Origin of the sequence: Acinetobacter sp. Ac_5812 (genome assembly GCF_013072695.1) — a bacterium.
GTDB lineage: Bacteria > Pseudomonadota > Gammaproteobacteria > Pseudomonadales > Moraxellaceae > Acinetobacter.
In genome coordinates this window covers 414,821-436,192 of sequence record NZ_LXUK01000012.1, presented here as the reverse complement: position 1 = coordinate 436,192, position 21,372 = coordinate 414,821, and the positions used below count along the sequence as shown (strand labels likewise).

16 protein-coding genes are annotated in these 21,372 nt (G+C 37.7%); 8 read left to right on the top strand and 8 right to left on the bottom strand.

Annotated features, from left to right (window positions below):
• Positions 1-21: 21 nt before the first annotated feature.
• Positions 22-1,725, bottom strand: a complete 1,704-nt coding sequence (locus A7P55_RS11115; protein WP_171552122.1) for a ShlB/FhaC/HecB family hemolysin secretion/activation protein — start codon at positions 1,723-1,725, stop codon at positions 22-24.
• A 285-nt stretch (positions 1,726-2,010) separates the two neighbouring features.
• Between A7P55_RS11115 and A7P55_RS11110 the strand changes: the two genes are divergently transcribed.
• The 3 genes from A7P55_RS11110 (at position 2,011) to xseB (ending at position 4,977) form a co-directional block, all read left to right on the top strand.
• Entirely contained in the window at positions 2,011-3,369 is a 1,359-nt protein-coding gene (locus A7P55_RS11110) for an amino acid permease (RefSeq protein WP_171552121.1), read from the top strand.
• Between the two features lie 158 nt (positions 3,370-3,527).
• On the top strand, positions 3,528-4,787 hold the full coding sequence (gene xseA / locus A7P55_RS11105; RefSeq protein ID WP_171552120.1) for an exodeoxyribonuclease VII large subunit: 1,260 nt from the start codon (positions 3,528-3,530) through the stop codon (positions 4,785-4,787).
• A complete protein-coding gene (gene xseB, locus A7P55_RS11100) occupies positions 4,780-4,977 on the top strand; it encodes an exodeoxyribonuclease VII small subunit (RefSeq protein ID WP_171552119.1) in 198 nt (65 codons plus the stop codon). The genes xseA and xseB overlap by 8 nt, the downstream gene beginning before the upstream one ends.
• A gap of 215 nt (positions 4,978-5,192) precedes the next feature.
• Here xseB and A7P55_RS11095 read toward each other — a convergent pair whose 3' ends face one another.
• From A7P55_RS11095 to A7P55_RS11070, 6 genes are all read right to left on the bottom strand, one after another.
• Complete coding sequence (locus tag A7P55_RS11095) at positions 5,193-5,813, bottom strand: thiol:disulfide interchange protein DsbA/DsbL (RefSeq protein WP_171552257.1); 621 nt, start codon at positions 5,811-5,813, stop codon at positions 5,193-5,195.
• A gap of 245 nt (positions 5,814-6,058) precedes the next feature.
• Positions 6,059-7,720 (bottom strand): phosphoethanolamine--lipid A transferase, encoded by a 1,662-nt coding sequence (locus A7P55_RS11090; RefSeq protein WP_171552118.1) that lies wholly within the window; start codon positions 7,718-7,720, stop codon positions 6,059-6,061.
• 526 nt (positions 7,721-8,246) lie between these two features.
• The gene (locus tag A7P55_RS11085) at positions 8,247-10,124 is read right to left on the bottom strand and encodes a potassium transporter Kup (RefSeq protein WP_171552117.1); all 1,878 of its coding nucleotides are present in this window, start codon (positions 10,122-10,124) and stop codon (positions 8,247-8,249) included.
• A 38-nt stretch (positions 10,125-10,162) separates the two neighbouring features.
• Positions 10,163-10,372 (bottom strand): hypothetical protein, encoded by a 210-nt coding sequence (locus A7P55_RS11080; protein ID WP_016541994.1) that lies wholly within the window; start codon positions 10,370-10,372, stop codon positions 10,163-10,165.
• 320 nt (positions 10,373-10,692) lie between these two features.
• The gene (locus A7P55_RS11075; RefSeq protein ID WP_171552116.1) at positions 10,693-11,142 is read right to left on the bottom strand and encodes a hypothetical protein; all 450 of its coding nucleotides are present in this window, start codon (positions 11,140-11,142) and stop codon (positions 10,693-10,695) included.
• A gap of 129 nt (positions 11,143-11,271) precedes the next feature.
• Entirely contained in the window at positions 11,272-11,424 is a 153-nt protein-coding gene (locus A7P55_RS11070; RefSeq protein ID WP_171552115.1) for a hypothetical protein, read from the bottom strand.
• Between the two features lie 601 nt (positions 11,425-12,025).
• On the opposite strand from A7P55_RS11070, the gene A7P55_RS11065 reads away from it, so the two are divergent.
• The 5 genes from A7P55_RS11065 to A7P55_RS11045 are packed head-to-tail and all read left to right on the top strand — an operon-like array spanning position 12,026 to position 19,993.
• Positions 12,026-13,336 carry a TolC family protein gene (locus A7P55_RS11065; RefSeq protein WP_171552114.1) on the top strand — a complete coding sequence of 437 codons (1,311 nt, stop codon included), beginning with the start codon at positions 12,026-12,028 and terminating at the stop codon, positions 13,334-13,336.
• Between the two features lie 4 nt (positions 13,337-13,340).
• Positions 13,341-15,020 (top strand): efflux RND transporter periplasmic adaptor subunit, encoded by a 1,680-nt coding sequence (locus A7P55_RS11060; protein ID WP_171552113.1) that lies wholly within the window; start codon positions 13,341-13,343, stop codon positions 15,018-15,020.
• 4 nt (positions 15,021-15,024) lie between these two features.
• Complete coding sequence (locus A7P55_RS11055) at positions 15,025-17,193, top strand: site-2 protease family protein (RefSeq protein ID WP_171552112.1); 2,169 nt, start codon at positions 15,025-15,027, stop codon at positions 17,191-17,193.
• Complete coding sequence (locus tag A7P55_RS11050) at positions 17,186-19,186, top strand: DEAD/DEAH box helicase (protein ID WP_171552111.1); 2,001 nt, start codon at positions 17,186-17,188, stop codon at positions 19,184-19,186. Before A7P55_RS11055 ends, A7P55_RS11050 begins: the two co-directional genes overlap by 8 nt.
• Positions 19,187-19,993 carry an efflux RND transporter periplasmic adaptor subunit gene (locus tag A7P55_RS11045; protein ID WP_171552110.1) on the top strand — a complete coding sequence of 269 codons (807 nt, stop codon included), beginning with the start codon at positions 19,187-19,189 and terminating at the stop codon, positions 19,991-19,993.
• A gap of 40 nt (positions 19,994-20,033) precedes the next feature.
• On the opposite strand, the gene A7P55_RS11040 is transcribed toward A7P55_RS11045, so the two are convergent.
• Positions 20,034-21,290, bottom strand: coding sequence for a hypothetical protein (locus A7P55_RS11040; RefSeq protein WP_171552109.1), 1,257 nt, complete (start codon positions 21,288-21,290; stop codon positions 20,034-20,036).
• Positions 21,291-21,372 lie beyond the last annotated feature (82 nt).

The following is a 21,372-nucleotide window of genomic DNA, read 5'->3' as shown; positions in this document are numbered from 1 at the left end:
TATTTCTATGAATAGATTTGCTTAATAGTTAAATGAGAGATTAAAACCAGTGATGAGGTCTTTCTGGATATGCTGAGGTGCAACCAGCCCCCGACCCACGAAAAACTCGCCATTGATATGTTTGAATTGAGTTCTTAGCCCCACCACGCTGCCTAATAGATAACGGTCGGAGTAATATTGAGTGCCTTCACCTGTCACCAACCCTTGATCTAGCCCTGCGTAGAGTGAGAAATTAGGAATGGGATTGAGCCAATGCACAGTCTGTTGTAAATAATGTCCATTACTGCCCACGATGCTTTGCTCAGGTCGATAACCGCGAATGCTGTAGCGTCCACCAATATTAAAAGTCTCCTGACTGACCACTTTCTGCGGACTCCACTGTCCTTGCCAGTTCAGTTGATACATAAAGTTATTGTTAGCGGTCTGCCATGGCACTGCATATTGAACAGCAGCATTCCAAATCCCTGCGCGAGAATCACCCTCACCCGTAATATCTTCAGCAGTTTGGCTGGCCCCTAAGATGCCTGTACCCTTGCGGTAGCTAAATTGAGCATTAATGGTTTGCTGTCCAAGGCGTAGCTGGTATTTGCTGCCAAGCTCCCAACCTGCAGTCCGTTTGCGTTGTACTTCAATTTCGACATCTTCAATAAAACTGGATGCCGATTTTCGGTACAGTTGTGCGTAGCCTGAGAGACGGTAGGATTTACTGCGGCTGAGTTCGCGTTGTGCTTGGAAGTTAAAATCCTTGTTAATAGTTTTATAATCAAACCACTGATCAAAGCCTTCTAGTTCTTGGGTATTGGTATATTGACTGGCATTGATATTAAACAGCCAGTTTTGATAAGGAATTTCGTAGGAAACAAAGACATTATTAAAATCGGTATGGTCGGCATTCCAGTCATTGAGTGACTTGGTATAGTAAACAAAAAGGCTATCCGCAAAATTAAGTGGGTTTTCTAAAGCATAGCTGGCATAGCCTTGGTATTTTCCAGAGCTTTTACTGCCTGCATCATTCAATCCAGCAGTGATAAAGTTCCGCTCCTGAATCTCCCATACAATCTCAACATCGCTATAACCTGCATCTTCACCACTTTTTTGGCTGGGTAAGATATCAAAACTGGTCTGCATGCCTTGTAAACGGGCAAAGGTTTCTAGAATTTGTTCCAGTTGACGAATATTAAGAATATCGCCTGCATGCATGGGCAAAGGATAATTCAAAGTTTGGTTTTTACTGTTTTTAAGTCGGATTTCCCCAATCAATCCAGGGATTAAAGTTAAGCGTAAATGTCCTGTGGCAAGATCCTGTTCAGGTACGATGACTTGAGTTGACACATAACCCAATTGCACCAGTCGCTCATTGATGTAATTCACAAGACCTGAAAGCCCTTTTTCACCAATACATCGACCTAGAACTTTATTGTCTGAATACTTTAGTTCTTTAAAGATACGATTAAAATCTGCTGTTTTTATACTGGGATGTGTGCTTGGAACATCAACGTCTAAAGTCGTGATGCCGAAACATATCGGTTCTTTTTGTAACCAAGGATAACTTGAATCAACATTCGTCTGTTGCAACTGGATAAAAGGTGCAGCGGATTGTGTTAATTGATCAATCTGCTGTTTCTGCGAAAGATAATCTCTAGTCTGTTGTTGACTCACCTGATCTTCTGCATAGCTAAGACCTGAATGTAGAATCAGAGGAAGGATTAAATATTTTTTATACATTTTCTACATTTTTTATACACAATACAGACAGGCATGTATTGTGTATAAATAATATTACACTTTAATTAAAAGAATAATTATGTGTGGTTTTTTAAATTAATAGATAACTAAGTCACTATATGGCTATGATTTTCAATACCAGTAGATGATTTATCTAATAAGGTTGATCAAAAAATATCCCCACCTAAATAGGTCTATAAAATCACAGCCTATTCCTCTTCCCAAACTAGTCGATCCCCTCGCGATCCATTACAATCACTTCTTTTTTGTTCAGCGCAGCGTATTTTGAGTAATTCCTCTCCCCAATTAAAACGTGGATTAAAAAACCGCCACATCCAATTGATTGCGATGGGTGGTGCTGTGGGTACAGGCCTATTTTTAGGTTCAGCTCAGGCAATTCAGTCCGCAGGCCCTTCGATTATTTTGGGCTATGCCATTGTCGGTTTGATCGCATTTTTGATCATGCGACAAATGGGTGAAATGATTGTAGAAGAACCTGTAGCAGGTTCGTTCAGCTATTTCTCACAAAAATATTGGGGGAACTTTGCTGGCTTCTTATCGGGTTGGAATTACTGGGTGGTTTATATTTTAGTGGCAATGACTGAGCTGACAGCGATTGCCAAATATATCCATTATTGGTGGCCACATATACCTGCATGGATCTCAACTTTATTTTTCTTCATTGTCGTCACCTGCTTAAATCTGGGCAATGTGAAGTTTTATGGCGAATCTGAATTCTGGTTGGCCATTATCAAAGTTGTTGCTGTCATTTCAATGATCCTGTTTGGTTTGTACCTATTACTGACCGCTGGAGCAGATTCGACTGCAAGTTTCACTAACTTATGGCAACACGGTGGCTTTTTTCCACATGGCTTCTCAGGCTTGTTTTATATGCTGGCCTTTTTAATGTTTGCCTTTGGCGGCATTGAATTGATCGGTATGACTGCAGCTGAAGCTGAAAATCCAGAAAAAAGTATTCCTCAAGCAATTAATCAAGTGATTTTCCGAATCTTGATTTTTTATGTGGCATCGCTGGCAATCATCATGTCATTGATTCCTTGGAATCAACTTGATCTGGGTGGTTTAGACAAGAGTCCTTTCGTGATGATTTTCAGTCAATTGGGCATTGATTGGGCCGCGCATTTACTCAATTTTATTATTCTGACCGCAGCACTCTCGGTGTATAACAGCGGCATGTATGCCAATAGCCGTATGTTGTTTGGATTGGCGGTACAAGGTAATGCGCCTAAGATTTTTGCCAAAGTCAGCAAGCAAGGCGTACCAATGCCTGCAGTGATTTTTTCTTCTATCTTGATTTTTGGCTGTGTCTTACTGAACTATTTTGTGCCAGAACAAGCGCTCAGCCATCTGATGTATATGGCTGTCGCTGCCTTGGTTCTAAACTGGGCGATTATTAGCTTTACTCATTTAAAATTTAAGCGTGCCGTTCGATTAGAAAGCAAGACTGTAAAATTTCCAGCCTTGTTCTCGCCACTTAGCAACTATCTGGTTCTCGCCTTTATTGTCATGATTCTGTACATCATGTGGACCCAAGGCTTTAAAGAGTCTGTAATTCTAATTCCGGTTTGGATCATGTTTATGTTTGGATTATTTAAAGTCTTGAAATGGAATAAATCTCTTTAAAGCATGACGACTCATTCGCATCTACAAGATTCAACACGAATACGCTGTAGATGCGTTATCTGCCGACCTAAAGCACAAATTTCAACATCTTAGGCCTGATTTGTTATCAGCTGACTCTATTTGCTACTATAGTGCTGTCCCCTTTATCACTCAATCCAATGTCCGAACCTCAATTCTCTCTTAGCGATTATCTCTCAGCGGTACAGGAAGTCATTCGCCTGTCTTTTGATGAGCCAGTATGGGTCAAAGCCGAGATTCGGAATTTAAATATTAAAGGTGGGCATTACTATCTTGAACTGGCTGAAAAAGAACAAGATACCGATAAAGTCATCGCAAGCTGTAAAGCCACAATTTGGAAATTCACTGCGGCTAAAATGGTGCTTAAATTTGAGCGCGAAAGTGGTATTGAACTCTCAAAAGATTTAAATGTACTGATTAAAATTAAGGCTCGTTTTGATCCTCAATATGGTTTTTCGGTCAATATTGAAGATATCGACTCAAGCTTTACCTTGGGCGATATCGCAAAACGTTATCAGCAGATCTTAGCTAGATTAAGCAGTGAAGGATTGGTACATCTGAATAAACAACTACCAACACCATTTGATATTGAAAATGTACTGGTGATAGCCCCAGAAAATGCAGCAGGTTTAGGTGATTTCAAAAAAGATGCCGATGCATTACATCAAGTTGGTGTCTGTCATTTTGTTTATCACACCGCAACCTTTCAAGGGAATACTGCCGCACACAGTATTATGGAGTCTTTAAGCTCAGGGCTACGCCAATGGGCAAAAGATTATACCTTACCACCAGATTTGATCGTGATCATTCGCGGTGGTGGTGCAGTCAACGATTTAGCTTATTTAAATGACTATGATCTGGCTGCCTTGCTATGTAAACGCAAAGTCCCTATCTGGGTGGGAATTGGGCATGAAAAAGACAGAACCATTTTAGATGAGATTGCGCATCGTTCCTTTGATACACCCAGTAAAGTCATTGCAGGAATTCGGAATCTGATTGCAGAACGCTCACAAGATGTCGTCACTCATCTACAAACCATCAAACTACTGTCTCAACATCAGATTACAGCCTATCAAAGTCAAAATGATCAGCTGATGAATATCATCAAATCACTGGCTGAGAATCAAATCAGTGCCAGTAATTTACACCTTCAAGTTGCCAAATCAACACTGCAATACTTTGCCAAACAACAACTTAAAACCGCTTCGGCACATATTGAATCTTTAATGCGGGAAACATTATTGCAAAATCCTAAAAATGTTTTAGCAAAAGGTTATGGCATTGTCCGTTGTGAAAATAAAGCCGTTCGCTCAATCCATCAGGTGCATTCGACAATTTCCATTGAAATGCAAGATGGCTATATCCATGCTAATGTAAATGAGGTAATTGATCATGACTAAGAAAGAGTTAAGCTTTAAGGAAGGTTACGAACTATTAAAAAAGAATGCCGATCTACTTGAAATGCAAGATGAGCCTGATATAGATAATCTGATGAAGATTGTTGAAGAATCAATGACAGCCTACAAAGCGTGTAAATCACGCGTGGATGCTGTGCAACAAGCATTGAATGAGACCTTCAAAGAGAATTAATTTCTAGTGTAAAGAAGTCAGTTCTATAATGAATCCTAAGAAACGATGACCATGTCGCGATAAAATTATGCTGCACTGATCTCGGCATTTTATTTTAAATCTTGAACACTTTCATGAACGAAGAAGTGTTGTCGCAACCATACTGACAACACCTACTTACGCTATTGATTTACGGCATAAACTTTATAGGTCTGCCATCGATTTATACACCAAAATTACTGAGCCTTACGCTCTTTATTCACTAAATATTCAACAACTTGAATAACTTTATTATCCCCACCTTGGACAATATATTTACCATTTACCACAACAGCTGGAACGCCGGTAAGTTGATATTTTTGCGCCAATTGGTTTGATTCTGCAATTTTTGCCGAAATTGCAAAAGAATCATAGGTACTGTTAAATTTTGATTCAGGAATACCATATTGAGTAAAAAACTTGGCAAAAGCTTCTTTTTGTAAAACCTGTTGCTTACCTGAAAAATTGACGTGAAATAATGGTAGATGGGTACGTTTACGCACACCTAGCGCTTCACTGACGTAATATGCACGAGCACCCTGTTCCCACATTGGATTCATTGCCGCTGGTGTACGCAGAAAGTAAACATCTTTAGGAATGGTCTTTAACCAAGACTGCATATGCGGTTCTAATTTAAAGCAATAAGAACATCCATACCAAAAGAATTCTCTCACTTCGATTGTATTGGCGGGAGCTGATGTTTTTACTGGATTTTGAACCACGGTATAATCTTTACCAGCAATAAAATCTGCGGCCATGCTATGTGTAGAACATATAGCTACAATTGCAGCCGCACTGGTTAAAATAAAATTTTTCATTAAACTTATAGCTCTTACAGTCACTTCTAATCTAGTTAATATACCCATCAAAATAAATACTTTAATCAGATATCAACCCCGATTTAATGATGACTCATTTAAAAAATCCCAAACATTTCGAAAAATGAATGGGATGACGATATAAATATTTCACTGGAGGAATGTATATCGTGAAGCCGTTATTTTTACCACACACTTATCCTTGAAATAAATACCACATCACAAAAATACACATATCCATCTATTTAATTCACATTATTATCTATATATGAACAAGCTGCTAGCATATCTATTTCAGCATTGATAACTTTCGTTTTGATATTCAGTAAACTTAACATGGTTGGAAATAAATTATCCTGACTCAATTGTTTGTTTTTTTGTTCTGACAAACATTTTATCTGCTCTGGATTAGACTGTTTCCAAAGCGTAGAAAACCACATGATCATCGGAATATGCGTTTGCTGTTCAGGTGCAATCATATAAGGTGCACCATGTAAATACATACCACTTTCACCCGTGGATTCCCCATGATCAGACAAATACCATAAGCCTGTTTCAAACTGTGTATTTAATTTTAAAGTTTCAACAAGTTGGCTCAATACATAATCGGTATATAATAAAGTATTGTCATAGGTATTTAGCAAAGCTTCTCGACTACACCCCTGAATGGCATTGGTATCACATGTGGGCCTAAAAACTTTAAATTGGGATGGGACGCGCTTGTAATACGCTGGGCCATGACTGCCTAATTGATGCAATACAAGCAAACGAGGCTGAGTATCCCCCTGAGGAATAGATTCTAGATAGGATTTCAAACTATCAATTAAAATCTCATCATAACATTCCCCACCTTTACACCACTTTTTCTGAATCGGCTCTGCAATCTTAAACATCTCAACCCGATCGCAGACACCTTTACAGCCTGAATTATTTTCAATCCAAGTCACCTGATAACCAGCACGTTGCGCAATATCGAGTAATCCTTCTCTACGAATGGCTAATCGTTCGTCATAGGATTTACGGGGCATTCCAGAAAACATACATGGAACAGAAACAGCTGTTGCCGTGCCACACGAACTCACTTTAGAGAAATTCAAGATGTCCTGTTGAGCCATTTCTGGATTGGTAGGTTTGTTATATCCATTTAAAGAGAAATTTTCAGCTCTGGCTGTTTCACCCACCACAAGCACCATCAGCTTGGGTAATGCATTTTCGCGCTGTAAAAGCCTTGCATCTTCACCATAAATGATTAAGGGTTGGTTCTTTTTGGGCGCTTTCTTTTTGTAATATGAAACAAAAGAGGCAATCATATTTTGTGGTGAAATCATTCCTTTTAAGCTGCGATTTTCACGAAAAATAGCGGCAAAATCGACATAGAAAATAAACAACATAATGATGACGATGGATAAAGAAACAACAGCAGTTAGAATTTTTCTGGTAATTTGAAAAATAAAAGGCTTGGTTTCAAGTCTAATTTTAACCATAGCAACAACAAAAATAGGGAGAATGATCATTCCCAATACCCAAACCAAAAGATACCAAGACCAAAGATCTCGTGCTTCTGTAAAGTTGGTTTGCATCATGTTCTGGATTTGATCAGAAGTAATCCATACACCAAGTGAAGTTACGGTATAGGATGCAAATCCGCCAATTAAGATCAGAAAAATCGCAATGGGTTTTGCTGACCAACGCCAGTTAAAAATCTGAAATATAAAATTATATGTAAAGATAACCACCAATATAGAAGCCATCAAAAACAGAAAACTTTTGACACCTGAATAAGGGGTGAGATCTTGAATTTTTATAAAGAACGAAAAGTTTAAAAATAGACCCAACCAGATGGCTAATATAAAATTAAACTTTAATAATAAAACATCCTTACAAAATATTTTTTTAAACCAAAGCATTTCCAAACTTCCAAAAAGACACCCCAGCCTTTAAAAAAATAAAACCCGAAATAAAAATCACATCACTCTAATTTCAAAAGTATATCTCAAATTTAATCTATATTTTAAATATGACAAAAATGTAATTTACACGTCATAATTTAAAAAATTAACTATAAAATAAAATATAAGAAGGAATAAAAAATTTATACACCGATTAATTTAAGCATGATAATGTAATGTGCACCGAGCTATATAAACAAAGTCAAAACAGCAAAAAAAAACCACATCTGAGGATGTGGTAAAAAGTGTAGCGATGCTTGTTCGGCTTTACTATGGCTTTAGAGTAGAACGTTTTGCTTAAATGAAGCTGAAATGAAGACATCATGCTTGGACATTTTGATCTTGAATATCATGTTATTCAGTCAGGGCCATGTAGGACCCCATAATAATTGGAGAGCTCAAGCAAGAAAAAGCCCTTGTATTCACAAAGGCTGTCTGAATTTTGCTAAAACAATTACAGCTAAAAAACGCTTAGAACACATTGTTAAATTTCAATCTGACTCCCCAGTTCCACTACACGATTGGTCGGGATTTGATAAAAATCACTGACTGGGCTGGTATTACGTTGCATTGAAATAAATAAATGCTCCCGCCAAGGCGCCATGCCATCCCCGACACTATGCATGATACGTTCACGTGAGATAAAGAAGCTAATCTGCATCAAATCGTATTCAAACTCTAGCTGCTCATAGGCTTGAGCCAATGCGCGTGGAACATTCGGCTCATCTTTAAATCCATAGAAAATTTTAATCCGATAGAAATGATTATCTAAGGTTTCAACATCAATGCGTTCTTCTTGCGGGACATAAGGGACATCTTCAATCACCACAGTCACCAGAATATTCCGCTCATGTAACACTTTATTGTGCTTAATATTATGCAACATGGCATGTGGAACCACATTCGGCGTACCCGTTAGGAATACCGCATCACCTGGCACACGATGTACATTATCGCCAATACTTCTTATGAATAAGTCGAGTGACAATGTGTCATGTTCAAGCTTAGCAAATGTGAGCTCTCGACCTCGCTTCCAAGTCATGAGTATGATCATTGCTACAGCACCAATTAATAATGGCACCCAACCACCTGAGAATATTTTTAATGATGCAGCCGCAACCAAAACTGACTCGAGTATGAAAAATGGGATAATGAGCAAAAATACCTTCGGTAAGCTCCATTTCCAAGCATAGTAAATAAAGACTGCAACCAAAATCGTATCGCACAGCATGGTTAATGTGACAGCTAGACCATAAGCACTGGCAAGGTTTGAACTGGTCTGAAAGATTAAAATCAGAATCAAAATTGCAATCAGCAATAGCCAGTTTAGAAAAGGCACATAAATCTGCCCTTCTTCTGAATCAGAGGTATGTTTAATCCCTAATCTTGGTAAATAACCCAATTGAATTGCTTGGCGTGCCAAGGAAAACACTCCAGAAATAACCGCTTGTGAAGCAATCACTGCCGCCATAGTCGCCAAGATAATCATCGGATATAACGCCCAACTTGGCACCAATAAATAGAATGGGTTTTCAATCGCTGTTGGATTTCGTAGTAATAATGCACCTTGGCCTGCATAGTTTAAAACCAAGCAAGGTAACACGACACTGAACCATCCAAAACGAATTGGACGTGGCCCAAAGTGCCCCATATCAGCATACAGCGCTTCCCCACCCGTGACCGTTAACACCACGGCCCCCATAATAAAGAAAGACTGAACCGGATGAGTAAAGATAAACTGTATTGCCCAATGTGGACTCACCATCCCTAGTACAACTGGTGTCTGTATCACACTAGCAATCCCTAAAATGCCAAGTGACAAAAACCAGACTAAGGTGATTGGTCCAAAAAACTTACCGACAAAGGCTGTGCCATGTTTCTGCATCAAAAACAGCGTGGTCACAATCACAATCGCAATTGGCACAATGAAGGGATCAAGTACATTGGTAGCAATGGATAAGCCTTCAACTGCGGAAAGAACGGATATGGCTGGGGTGATAATCCCATCGCCAAAGAACAAAGATGCCCCGATAAAACCAATTGCAATCAGATAGATCTTTTTTGTTTCTGATAATTTCGCTTTACGCAGGTTCAAGGCCAATAAAGCCATGATCCCACCCTCACCATTATTGTCTGCACGCATGACAATTGCGATGTATTTAATACTGATGATCAGCATTAAGCACCAGAAGATAATAGACAAAATACCTAATACATTTTCAGGTTGAATCCCCAAACCATGAGCAGCATGGAAAGATTCTTTTAACGCATATAGAGGACTTGTTCCGATATCTCCAAAGACCACCCCAAGCGCTGCCAACGCCGTGGCAGGCAATGCTGCTTTTTTTGTAGTATTTTGCATAATGAGCTTTCTTTAACTGTTATAGGGCAAGACTTTGGTCATTTATTTTCTTTAAGCATATGCTCTATTTCTCGTGAAGAATACCCTCTCTCTTTAAGAATCTGAACAATAATCTGCTGTATTTCTTTCGATGCACCGACATATTTTTCGACCAGCACATCTAAGCTATCCCCCATCAGTATGTCTTTTTTATTAAGAAGCAGGTTATGAACATGATTGTCTTGATCAGATGTATTAAAGAAACCCATTAACCTATCCATAAGAATGATTGCAAAGTGTATTTTAATAAACTTAAAAAAATGGCCGCGTAAAATTTGCGTAAATTTTTACTCGGCTTATCCTAATCCCTAAATGACCCAACCCACCTACAACCATATTCGAAGTGCAATTTTTTTAAGAAATAAATTGAATCCCCCTCAAGAATTAAAAAGGGCTTCATACATAAAGCACCCGATATTGGATCGGTATACATCCATATTCAAGTAGACAATGTAGGTTTGAGATTGCTTTTATTCTCAGGATTCATGCTGTTCTAAGCATATAATCTTCTCTAGTAAAATATTTCCTACTACTGAAAACTGCATCTCAGTTCTAAATTACTCAATTCAGAATTAGGGTCATTCAGTTTCCGAAGAAAATCTTTGATGATTTCTTGCCTATCAGGCAAACCCTCACGCTGAATACCATTCTGAACATAAAAGTGTTTCAAGTCCGAAAATATGCTATCCAGTTCATTTATCGTCGTCTGAAATACATCACAGCCCTGCTTCTGCTTCAGTTTGCTGAGCTGTTGGTGTCCATTATCATATTGAATATCTTCAGCAGTCAAGGTGGCGTTCCAGTTCCCCAGCCCCTGCTTAAATGTTTCTTTGACTTTCTGCATTCTGTTTTGCATTTGCTGAGCTTTTTGCTGAACCTTTTCTCGAAGCATAACCTCTGACAGACTGGCATTGGTCTGCATCGCAAACAACCCCATGGAAAGAATCAGGCTTAAATTAACTACATGGATTATTTTCATAGGTTATCATTATTCTAATGGGCTCCAGAATCAGAATATCAGATAAACAGTGCCTGCATTTCTAAAATACTTTTTTACTACACAACTTAGATAGCCCCAAGCCAACTGGACTGCGACTGACAACTATTCTTAACCAAACATCCGTATCCACTTCTTACACTTGACAGGTAAATACTGACGTTCCTTTTCAGGTCGAACCAAACACTTCACTGTATTGAGCATGTTATTCATTTCATCTGTGACAAAGTCTTTTAAAAATAAGAATTTTAGTACAAATGGCATCAACTTAACCAGCACAATAACACTATGTTTTATTTAAATTTTATTCTTAGAATAATTTTTTCCACCCTATATTGATCTACAAAATTAAAAACTTATTGGTATAGCTATTAACTTAAGTTACTAAAAATAGGTTAGATGGATATTTTGAAAATATCATATTTGATTAAAAATCAATCAGATCTTTAAAGAAAGGCAACTAGTTGTCCTATTCTAATAAGTTTTTGATACTGCTTATTCACCTGATAGTTATACAACTGAATAACTCCTTGCAGAAATTTGATATTACCCCCCTAATTGATAAAAATAATGACAACTCCCACCAAATAAATTACTTAATAGGCTATCTGACTGCAACTATTTAATTTTTAAAAGAATCTAAGATTATACAAACAATTATAATAGTTAAATTATCAAATTAATTCAAAGATAAGAAACCATCATAGAAATTCATCCATGATCACAAATTTAGTAAATCTTTTTAAAGCCCTCTATTCAATTCTTTGTTTTTATGCAAAAATTACAAAAACATACAAATCATTACATCATGAATAAAAACCGACATTTTTTTTCACAAAGTCTCCTCTGTGCAATGACGACAATCTTGTTTACACAGCAAGCATGTGCTGATAATTTATTTATACTCTTCCAGAAAGCAAAACTATATTCTCCTCATTTACCTATTGCTGAAGCGCAAAAGGAAATAGCCAAGCAAAAATTAAATCAGGCGCGAGCAAGTAAAGAGGCTAAGATTAATTTCAGCGCTCAAGAAAAAATGGGACAAAATAAACGCCCAGGGCAAAGTGAAATAGATTACCGTGTACGTAATTATGCAATACAGTTTTCAATTCCTGTTTACAATAAAATTCAAGATGAAACGATTTCAACAGCCAAAATTGGGGAAGAAATTTCTTTAGAACAATTCCAAGTGAGCTATGACGAGTTACTGCAAAATATTGTAGATCAGTATTTTAAAATACTCAGCCTAAAGTCTAAACTTGAACTGATACAGCAACAAAAAGTTTTAGTTCTAGAACAAAAGCAAATGGCAATTGCAAACTTTAATCAAGGTATGGTGTCCATTACCGATCTAAAGGAAGCAGAAGCCAAGTTTTCAACCTTACAAAGTCAAGAGCAAAGTATCAATTTTGAGATCTATAAGGAATTAAGTATTCTGGCTGAATTTATAGGTACTAATGACGTTGCTTTTACTAAAAATAAGATTCCCGTTGAAACACTGCCACCATTATCTTATGGGGATCAATCCTTATATAACCAATTTCTACTGACAAACAATCATCAAATTCGAATCTCTGAACTAAACTTAAAAGTATCTCAAAATGAAATAAAACAATCCAAAGCTGAAAAATATCCTGTACTTAATTTTTCCGCAAAAATGAGTCGAAATTTTGACTCGCAAGACTCTGCATTTACCAACAAACAGAATGGCTTGGATTATTTATATGGTCTTGAATTAAACATTCCGATGTATAATTCCGAAAACTATTTCAAAATTAAAGAGCAAAAAGCGACATTAGAAAAAAATAAGAATGAGTTATTGTTAACGACTCAAAAGCAGAAAGCCCAAATGCTGGATAACTTTTTCAGCGCCCTGTCTGCTATTTCAAAAACTAAAGGCATGCAAGATGCTGAATCTTCATCTCAAAAAGCATGGATAGCCAACAAAAGGGCGTATGAGGTAGGAATGCGTGTTAATGCTGAGGTTTTAGAAGCGCAAGCCAAATATTTTGAAGCAAGACAAGAACGCGTATCTGCATGGTATGAAGCATGGCAAAATTATCTCAAGTTAAAAATAACGACAGGCACATTAATCGAACAAGAAATCTTTGATCTTGATCAAATTTTCTACACCGCAACTCACTCTACAGAATTAAGTTATAACCATGCTCGATAATAAAATGAATAACTTACCTAATTCTATTCAAATTTGGATACTTAACTTAAAACGCTTAAACGTCAATGTATTAGATATATGCTTTGAAAATTTAATCGATCTAGGTACGCATGCTTTTCAGGATCAGAAGCTACATGAGTTATGGGCATCGCTCAAACTACAATTAACAGCAGAAAAGCCTGTTGTTATTCAAAAAAATGAGTCGACTTACATCATTGGCTATTTATTAACATATTCCAATACATCATCCATTATTGGCTTATCAATAGCCCCTCCTATCAATGAAGTCACACTGGAACTAATACGTACCAGTATGGGCTGGTTATTCTACGAACAGCAAAGCCAAAAACTACAGCATGCTTTTCAAGCAGAACAGTTACTTGAGATTTTTGCTCATGTCGTGAATCAAGATCAATTTCGGGTTGCCGCACAAGAATGGATTAATCAAACAACAAGTTATATTCGGCATCGGTTTCCCCAGCATACGAACATTCAATTAAATTATTTAATGGTCGAAGGTACGCATAAAGTCAAATGGGTCGTCTCGTCTGAGCTGTCTTGGACAGAAAAAGGCGCTGCCGATATGCAAAAATTAAATGAAATTGCGCTGCAAACCTTATTTTTACAACATGAATTACATGAGCATAATTGGTTTGGTTACCCCATTTTTAACCAAGGAAAGATCCAAGCGATACTTGTGGCAAAAGACCGTGCACTTGAACATCAGAATACTCAAGCGGAGTTGGGTATCTATTTAAAAAGTAACAGTGATTTAATCCAGCCGATGCTTCAACATTGGTATCAATCAGAACAGAGTTTAATTGGGCATAGCCTTCAATCTAGTCGTAATTTATTCAAAAAATACAGTTCGGATGGCCACTATACTTGGAAAATTCTCACTAGCCTTCTCATTTTATTTTTACTCTGTATCACCTTAATTCCTGTCGACAAACTCGTCACTGCCAACCTAAATGTAGAAGGTAAAACTCGTTGGATTATTCCTGCACCGACACAGGGCTTTATACAAAAAGTATTTGTTCGTCCTGGAGATAAAGTCCAAAAAGATCAAGCCTTGATTCAACTCGATAATACTGATTTAAAAATTCAATTTGCTGAACAACAGAGCTTACTTGATCAGGCACAGCATCAATTTCGTGTCGCAATGGCAGATCAAAATTTAACAGATAGTGGTTTAGCCGCCAATCAAATTAAGCAACAAGAAACTAAAATCCAAACACTACAAAGAAAGATCAACCAAACGCGAGTATCCGCCCCAATAACAGGAACAGTCATTGATGGAGACTGGATTCAACAAATTGGAACACCTGTTGAAGATGGTAAAGAACTCTTCCAGATTGCATCACAAGATGCCTATAAAGTGATCTTACATGTTGCAGATAAAGACATTCATTTGATTGAAAAAGAGCAAAAGGGAAATTTAAAACTGACAGGTTTGCCAGATCAAACTTTCCCGATTCGTATTACCCGTATTATACCAGTCGCTTCTGTTCAAAGTAATGTGAATGGCTTTAAAGTTGAGGCTGCTTGGTTAGATTCTCCCCCTGCTCTGACCCCAGGTATGCAAGGTGTTGGAAAAATTACGGTTGGTAAAACCAACCTACTGCTTCGCTGGTCACGAGATTTCATCAACTGGATGAAATTAAAAATCTGGGCGAACTGGTAAAGCGATGCAAAGCTTATTCTCTGAACATTGGCATCTGGTGCGGCATCTTAGACCCCAATTACGCCAGAATATTGAGGTTCTACCACGCACGCTAAGAGGTCGTGCGTGGTTTCTGTTGTTTGAACCCATGTCGCAGCGGTTTGTGCGAGTTAACCCTGAAACATGGTATGTCATTACCTTATTAGACGGCCAATCCAATGTAGAACAAATTTGGGATAAAGCAGCAGAATATATCGAACAACAAAATATTAATTTAAATAAACAATATCGAGCAATTAGCCAAAATGAATTAGTCCAGCTTCTGACTCAGCTCTATAACAACGACCTGCTACAAACTGAAGTATCTTTTGATGCAGAGGAAATGTTTAAGCGGTTTAAGAAGCATAAATTCAATAAATTAAAGCAATCCTTCTTAAATCCGATGAGCCTCAAAATACCGTTGGTTTATCCTGATCAGTTATTTAACAAATTACAGAAAGTCGCTCAATCAGTTTTTAGCATTTGGGGCTTACTCATATGGTTGATGATCGTATGCCCTGCCTTATTATTGCTTGCCGAACATTGGCAAAGCTTAACCAATAATTTGTCAGATCGTGTGCTATCGACAAGTAACCTGTTAATTCTTTGGTTTACCTACCCAATTGTTAAATTAATTCATGAATTTGCTCATGGTTTAGCTATAAAAGCATGGAATGGCAATGTTCGAGAAATGGGCTTGATGTTCATTCTATTTATTCCCATTCCATATGTTGATGCCACTTCGTCCTATCACTTTATTTCCAAGTGGCAAAGAATTGCGGTATCTATTGCAGGCATATTGACAGAATTATTATTGGGTGCAATTGCCATTTACCTGTGGGTTTCCACCGAATCTGGACTCATTCATGCTTTTGCCTATAACGTCATCTTTATCGCGACTGTTTCCACCGTATTGGTCAATGGTAATCCACTGATGCGCTATGACGGTTATTATATTTTGTCTGATTTACTTGAAATTCCCAATTTAGCAGGTCGAGCAACAAAATATTGGGTTTATTTATCTGACCATTATCTTTTGGGTGCTAAAACAGCGCAGCCTCCCTATGCAGCTGAAAATGAAAAATTTTGGTTGATTAGTTATGGCTTTATCTCTCCAATCTACCGTATCACCATCATGGTGAGCTTAATTTGGTTTGTGGCTCAGAAATATTTTTTCTTTGGTGTCATTCTGGCTTTTATTTCTGGATTTATGACCATTGTTTTACCTCTCTATAAGGGCATTAAACATATCTATCAAGGAGCGACATTGTCAAAATATCGTGATCAGGCTGTCCGACGTTTCTGGGGAATTCTTGCCACGCTTATCGTGATTTTTTTTATTCTTCCCTTTCCTTATTTTAGTACTCAGCAGGCCATCGTATGGATGCCTGAAGAGTCAATCATTCGAGCCAATGAATCAGGTCATATTGCAACAATCAATTTAAAAAACAATCAAATTCAGCAAAACCAAATGCTTTTTCAACTCTCTAATGCTGAACTCAGCGAAAAATATGAACTACAAAAACTACAGGTTGAAGAGTTAGATTATAAACTCAGACAAGCTTCACTTGATGATATATCACAGCAACGTAAATTGGAGTATCAAAAGCAAGGTGCCGTACAGCAACTCCAACAATATCAGACCAAATTTGAACAACTTCAAGTCTATAGTCCACTTGCTGGTCACTGGTTTGCTAAAGATAGCATTGAACTCAATCAAAGATATTACAAGCGCGGGGATATCATTGGTTATGTCATCAATCAACCCGCCCAGATTGTTCGTAGTGCCGTTTTACAACAAGATTATGATTTGATTCAAACAAGGTTAAAAGGAATCGAAATCCGATTTAAAAACCATTTTGATGTGGTTTATACAGGCAAAATTATTCGAAGTACGCCACAAACACAAAAGAAACTTCTCTCCTCAGCATTAGGCAGTCAGGCGGGAGGAAACATCACCGTTGACCCCAATGATCAGGAAGGCACAACAGCTTTACAAAACTATTTCGATCTCGATATTCAATTATCACAACCTTTGGACTCTTCCGTATTTGGGGATGTCGCATACGTTCGTTATGATTTAGGTTATTCGCCACTGGCATGGCAGTGGATCAGAAAATTGCATCAATTATTTTTGGAGCAGTTCTATGTCTAATCTGCGGGTGGTTCAAAGCCTCTCATTGCGCCCTTTTCATCTCTCCAACGTTGCCCGTGTAGAACAAAAAGATCAGGAATTGCATAAATTAGAAATTTTCTTTGCCAACCTTTTAGGCTGGATTCCCGCAAAAAAAATTTCCAGAACACATATTCAAAAGTTTGCTCAAGCAATTTCACCGCACCGAGAAGCATTAAAACAGCTTGATCAAGAACAGCTCATACAAAAATTTCAACAAGCCATTCACGACTTATCAACACGGCCCTCACATGATACCGCAATCGCTGTAATTTTTGCTTGCGTAGGAGAAGGTATTTCCCGTGTTTTTAATATTTACCCACATCCTGTTCAATTTATGGGTGCCTATATTCTACTAACGGGCCGCCTTGCTGAAATGCCCACTGGAGAAGGTAAAACGCTGGTTGCTGGTATGGCAGCAACTATTATGGCGGCAACAGGAAATTTTGTTCATGTCCTCACGACCAATGCATATTTAGCACAACGCGATGAAGAGGAATTACGTTCTTTATTTCAGTTTTTTCAACTGAGTAGCGCTGCCATTTATGGTGAAATGGAAATTCCAGAAAGAAAGGAAAATTATCACAAGCAAATTTGCTATGTGAGTGCCAATGAAATTGTATTTGATTATCTAAAAGACCATATTTCAGGCAAAGGTACTCAACCTCGCCAGATTGAAAACTTACGTGCATTGGCAACGGGACAAACTTCTGACGACGGGATGATTGTTCCTGCACTGCACTTCTGTATCGTAGATGAAGCGGATAGCGTATTTATTGATGAAGCTCAAACCCCTATGGTTATCTCTCAAGAAGCTGAAGGGCTTATTGAAGCAGCCATAATTCACTGGGCAATTGAACAAGCACAGCAGCTTGTTGCAGACGTTGATTTTTCAATACTCGAAGCTGAGCATCATGTTGATATTGAAAAAATCCCTGTCAATAAAGAAATTCCACTTCCTCAGAATGTACGCCCAATATGGTATAACCATGCTTGGAAAATGCTGCTGATTAAACAAGCGTTGACGGCATTACACCTCTACCATAAAGACCAACATTACATTATTCAAGACAATAAAATTCAGATTGTAGACGAATCCACAGGACGAATCATGGCTGATCGTTCTTGGGAGCAAGGTCTACACCAACTGATTGAAGCAAAAGAAAAGGTAGAACTGACTAAAGGTCGAGATACGTTAGCGCGCATGACCTTTCAGCGTTTTTTTAGACGATATTTACTGTTATCTGGGCTCACAGGAACTGGTTTAGAAGTTTCAAAAGAACTCTGGATGATTTATCGCTTAAAAGTTTGCCAAATCCCACCAAATATTCCATCTAAGCGTAAGCAATTTAAACATCATTATTTTAAAAATAATCAACAGAAATATATCGCTATTGCCCAGCATGCAAAAACAATGGCAGATGCAAATCGTTCTGTTTTGGTGGGTACACGTAGTATCGAAGCCTCAGAAGCTATTTCCGAGGCCCTGACGCAACTCAACATTGAGCATATTGTGTTAAATGCGCGCCAAGATGCACAGGAAGCTGCCATCATTGCAGAAGCAGGTCATAGCGGAAAAATTACAGTAGCGACCAACATGGCTGGGCGTGGTACCGATATTAAGCTACGCCCAGAAACCAAACAAGCTGGTGGTCTACATGTCATTTTAACTGAATTTCATGAATCCGCTCGTATTGACCGTCAACTCTATGGTCGAGCTGGACGTCAGGGAGATCAAGGCTCATGCGTTGCCTATGTTTCAGGTGAAGATCAACTCATGCAACAAAATATCCAAGGGTTGATCTATCTACTCAATCTCATCCCCATTTATCTACTTAGACACTATTTTTTAAGCCTTGCAGTAAAACATATGCAGAAGAAATGTCAGAAACGAGCTTATCGCAATCGTATCTCAATGTTTAAACAAGATAAAAAGTTAAACTCTCAAATTGGCTTTGCTGGAAAAATTTATTAAATGAAATACGCACTTGTTTTCTTCGCCACCCTCAGCTGCTCTACCTCAGTGCTTGCAGATTCATTAAATTTTGCATGTATGATACAGCCTGCACAAATTGTTGAAATCCGCAGCCCGATTACAGGTATTTTGCAAAATATTCCGGTTAAAGCCGGTACGCCAATTAAAAAAGGACAAGTTCTGGCACAAATCGAATCAAGTGTAGAAAAATCTGCTACGCAAACTGCATATTTTCGAACGCAATTACGCGGTTCAGCCAATACGGCACGTTCTAAAATCGAACATGCCGAAAGCAAAGTAAATCGTATGAAACAACTACTGGCGGAAAATTTTGTCTCAAAACAAGCCTATGACGATGCATATAGTGAGCTACAGCAAGCCCGTTCAGAATTACAGACTGCACAGGAAAATATTAAACAGGCTGAATATGAATACAAACAAAGCCAGGCCGATTTAAATCGTAGAACCATTTATAGTCCTTTTAACGGCGTCGTGATACAGCAATATATTTATGCTGGAAGTCTGGTAAATCCAACTGAAGGGAAAAATCCAATTTTAAAAATTGCGCAAACTGATCAATTTAAAATTAATGCAATTATTCCATTAAAGTATTTTAATACAGTTAAAAAAGGGCAAAAGCTAAAATTGATTCCCGAAGCGCCATTTGAAAAATATGTAGCAATCATTCAGCTTGACCATGTCGATCAGGTCATTGATGCAAGCTCTGGTACATTTAGTGCGGGTGCAACCATCAAAAGTAGCAGTGTTAAATTCCCGAGTGGGATTCGTTGTAAGATGTATTTATAAAAATACATCTTACACAAGAATGATTATTTTTCTAAAAACTTTAACCAACTATTTTCTGATATGGAGGTAATGCAGTACCCGCCTCTTCAACAAGAATCATTAATACTTTATATTCTGCATAACTATTGTTTAAATAATCAAGCTCAGAGTCTTTTTTTTCATTACGAAGAATTTCACAATGATATTGATAGCGTTTTTCGAGATAATCTTTATCTAACCCAAGTGCAATAATCATCAGCTCCTGTGACCAATGCATTTGCACGAGAATATGATCAATAACATCTCCATATGCCCAGGTTTGTAGACTTCTTAAATTGCCATTTGCAAAATGCTGATGCAAAAAGTTTATAAATCGATCAAACTCCTGAAAAAATATTTTGATGTCATAGCTATTTTCCCATCTACGGACAAAATCAAAGTCTAATCCATATGGATATTTCGTTCCAACTGATTTTATTTTATTATTTCTAATATCTGGTATATCTATTCTAATTTTAAGTTTCTTCGCAAATTTATGTTTCATTTCCTCTGTTAAGAAATGATTTGTAAGATCCAAAGTCAAATCAATGTTTGGAAATTTACTTAAACTCTTGAGAGAAAATTTTAATTGGTAAAAAATATTTTGTTTTTTATTAATAAATATAAAATATCGCATCCCACTATTTATAGAAGTTTCGGCATCAGGCTCATTCCAACGTGGTTCAATAAAATCATATTTGCTATAAAACCGATGTAACTCTAGATTTTTTAAAATAGGATGATGTAAACACCATAACTTAAACAATTCTTCCGCTTTCTTTATATTGCGAGGTGCTTCAATTTTGTCTAGCTCAAAATACTGCTGCTCAGCACTCAGAGGTTTTAGAAAAGACCTTAAAACAGCTGTGACTGCATGATCAGGGACTTGTACAAGACTGACTCCCCACACTGAAAAGCGTGGTTCATAAAAACCAACCCCTGAATTCTGGACAGCCTCATAAAATACCCTGTACAAAGCATCGCCCTGTGCAACAATATCAAAATGTTCTAATTCTAATATCGCACATGGCTCAGCGGTGAGACCATGCTGTAAATTAATGCACCACTGCTGAACTTCCTTTGAAAAATATTCGCTGTAGTCAGAATTGGTGACTTTTTGAACCATATATTCCGCCCAATCTTGCAGCTTTTTACCCGCTGCAGGCGTATCTCGATGCTGTTGGTATAACTCATACGCTACGCGCTCAGATTCATTCAGCGAAGGAATCTGAGCTGTAAAAATCTCAGGTTCCCATAAATAAATTGCACCTGATGACATTCCACTGCCCTTAAATTAAATGATTTTTTAAATTCTAGAAGACCTCATACCCATCTTTTAGGTATGAGGTCAAATGCTCCAA

Coding starts and splice junctions, on each gene's coding strand:
- A7P55_RS11115 (WP_171552122.1), bottom strand. CDS start 1,725: ATGTATAAAAAATATTTAATCCTTCCTCTGATTCTACATTCAGGTCTT.
- xseA (WP_171552120.1), top strand. CDS start 3,528: ATGTCCGAACCTCAATTCTCTCTTAGCGATTATCTCTCAGCGGTACAG.
- xseB (WP_171552119.1), top strand. CDS start 4,780: ATGACTAAGAAAGAGTTAAGCTTTAAGGAAGGTTACGAACTATTAAAA.
- A7P55_RS11095 (WP_171552257.1), bottom strand. CDS start 5,813: ATGAAAAATTTTATTTTAACCAGTGCGGCTGCAATTGTAGCTATATGT.
- A7P55_RS11090 (WP_171552118.1), bottom strand. CDS start 7,720: ATGCTTTGGTTTAAAAAAATATTTTGTAAGGATGTTTTATTATTAAAG.
- A7P55_RS11085 (WP_171552117.1), bottom strand. CDS start 10,124: ATGCAAAATACTACAAAAAAAGCAGCATTGCCTGCCACGGCGTTGGCA.
- A7P55_RS11080 (WP_016541994.1), bottom strand. CDS start 10,372: ATGGGTTTCTTTAATACATCTGATCAAGACAATCATGTTCATAACCTG.
- A7P55_RS11075 (WP_171552116.1), bottom strand. CDS start 11,142: ATGAAAATAATCCATGTAGTTAATTTAAGCCTGATTCTTTCCATGGGG.
- A7P55_RS11070 (WP_171552115.1), bottom strand. CDS start 11,424: ATGCCATTTGTACTAAAATTCTTATTTTTAAAAGACTTTGTCACAGAT.
- A7P55_RS11060 (WP_171552113.1), top strand. CDS start 13,341: ATGAATAACTTACCTAATTCTATTCAAATTTGGATACTTAACTTAAAA.
- A7P55_RS11055 (WP_171552112.1), top strand. CDS start 15,025: ATGCAAAGCTTATTCTCTGAACATTGGCATCTGGTGCGGCATCTTAGA.
- A7P55_RS11050 (WP_171552111.1), top strand. CDS start 17,186: ATGTCTAATCTGCGGGTGGTTCAAAGCCTCTCATTGCGCCCTTTTCAT.
- A7P55_RS11045 (WP_171552110.1), top strand. CDS start 19,187: ATGAAATACGCACTTGTTTTCTTCGCCACCCTCAGCTGCTCTACCTCA.
- A7P55_RS11040 (WP_171552109.1), bottom strand. CDS start 21,290: ATGTCATCAGGTGCAATTTATTTATGGGAACCTGAGATTTTTACAGCT.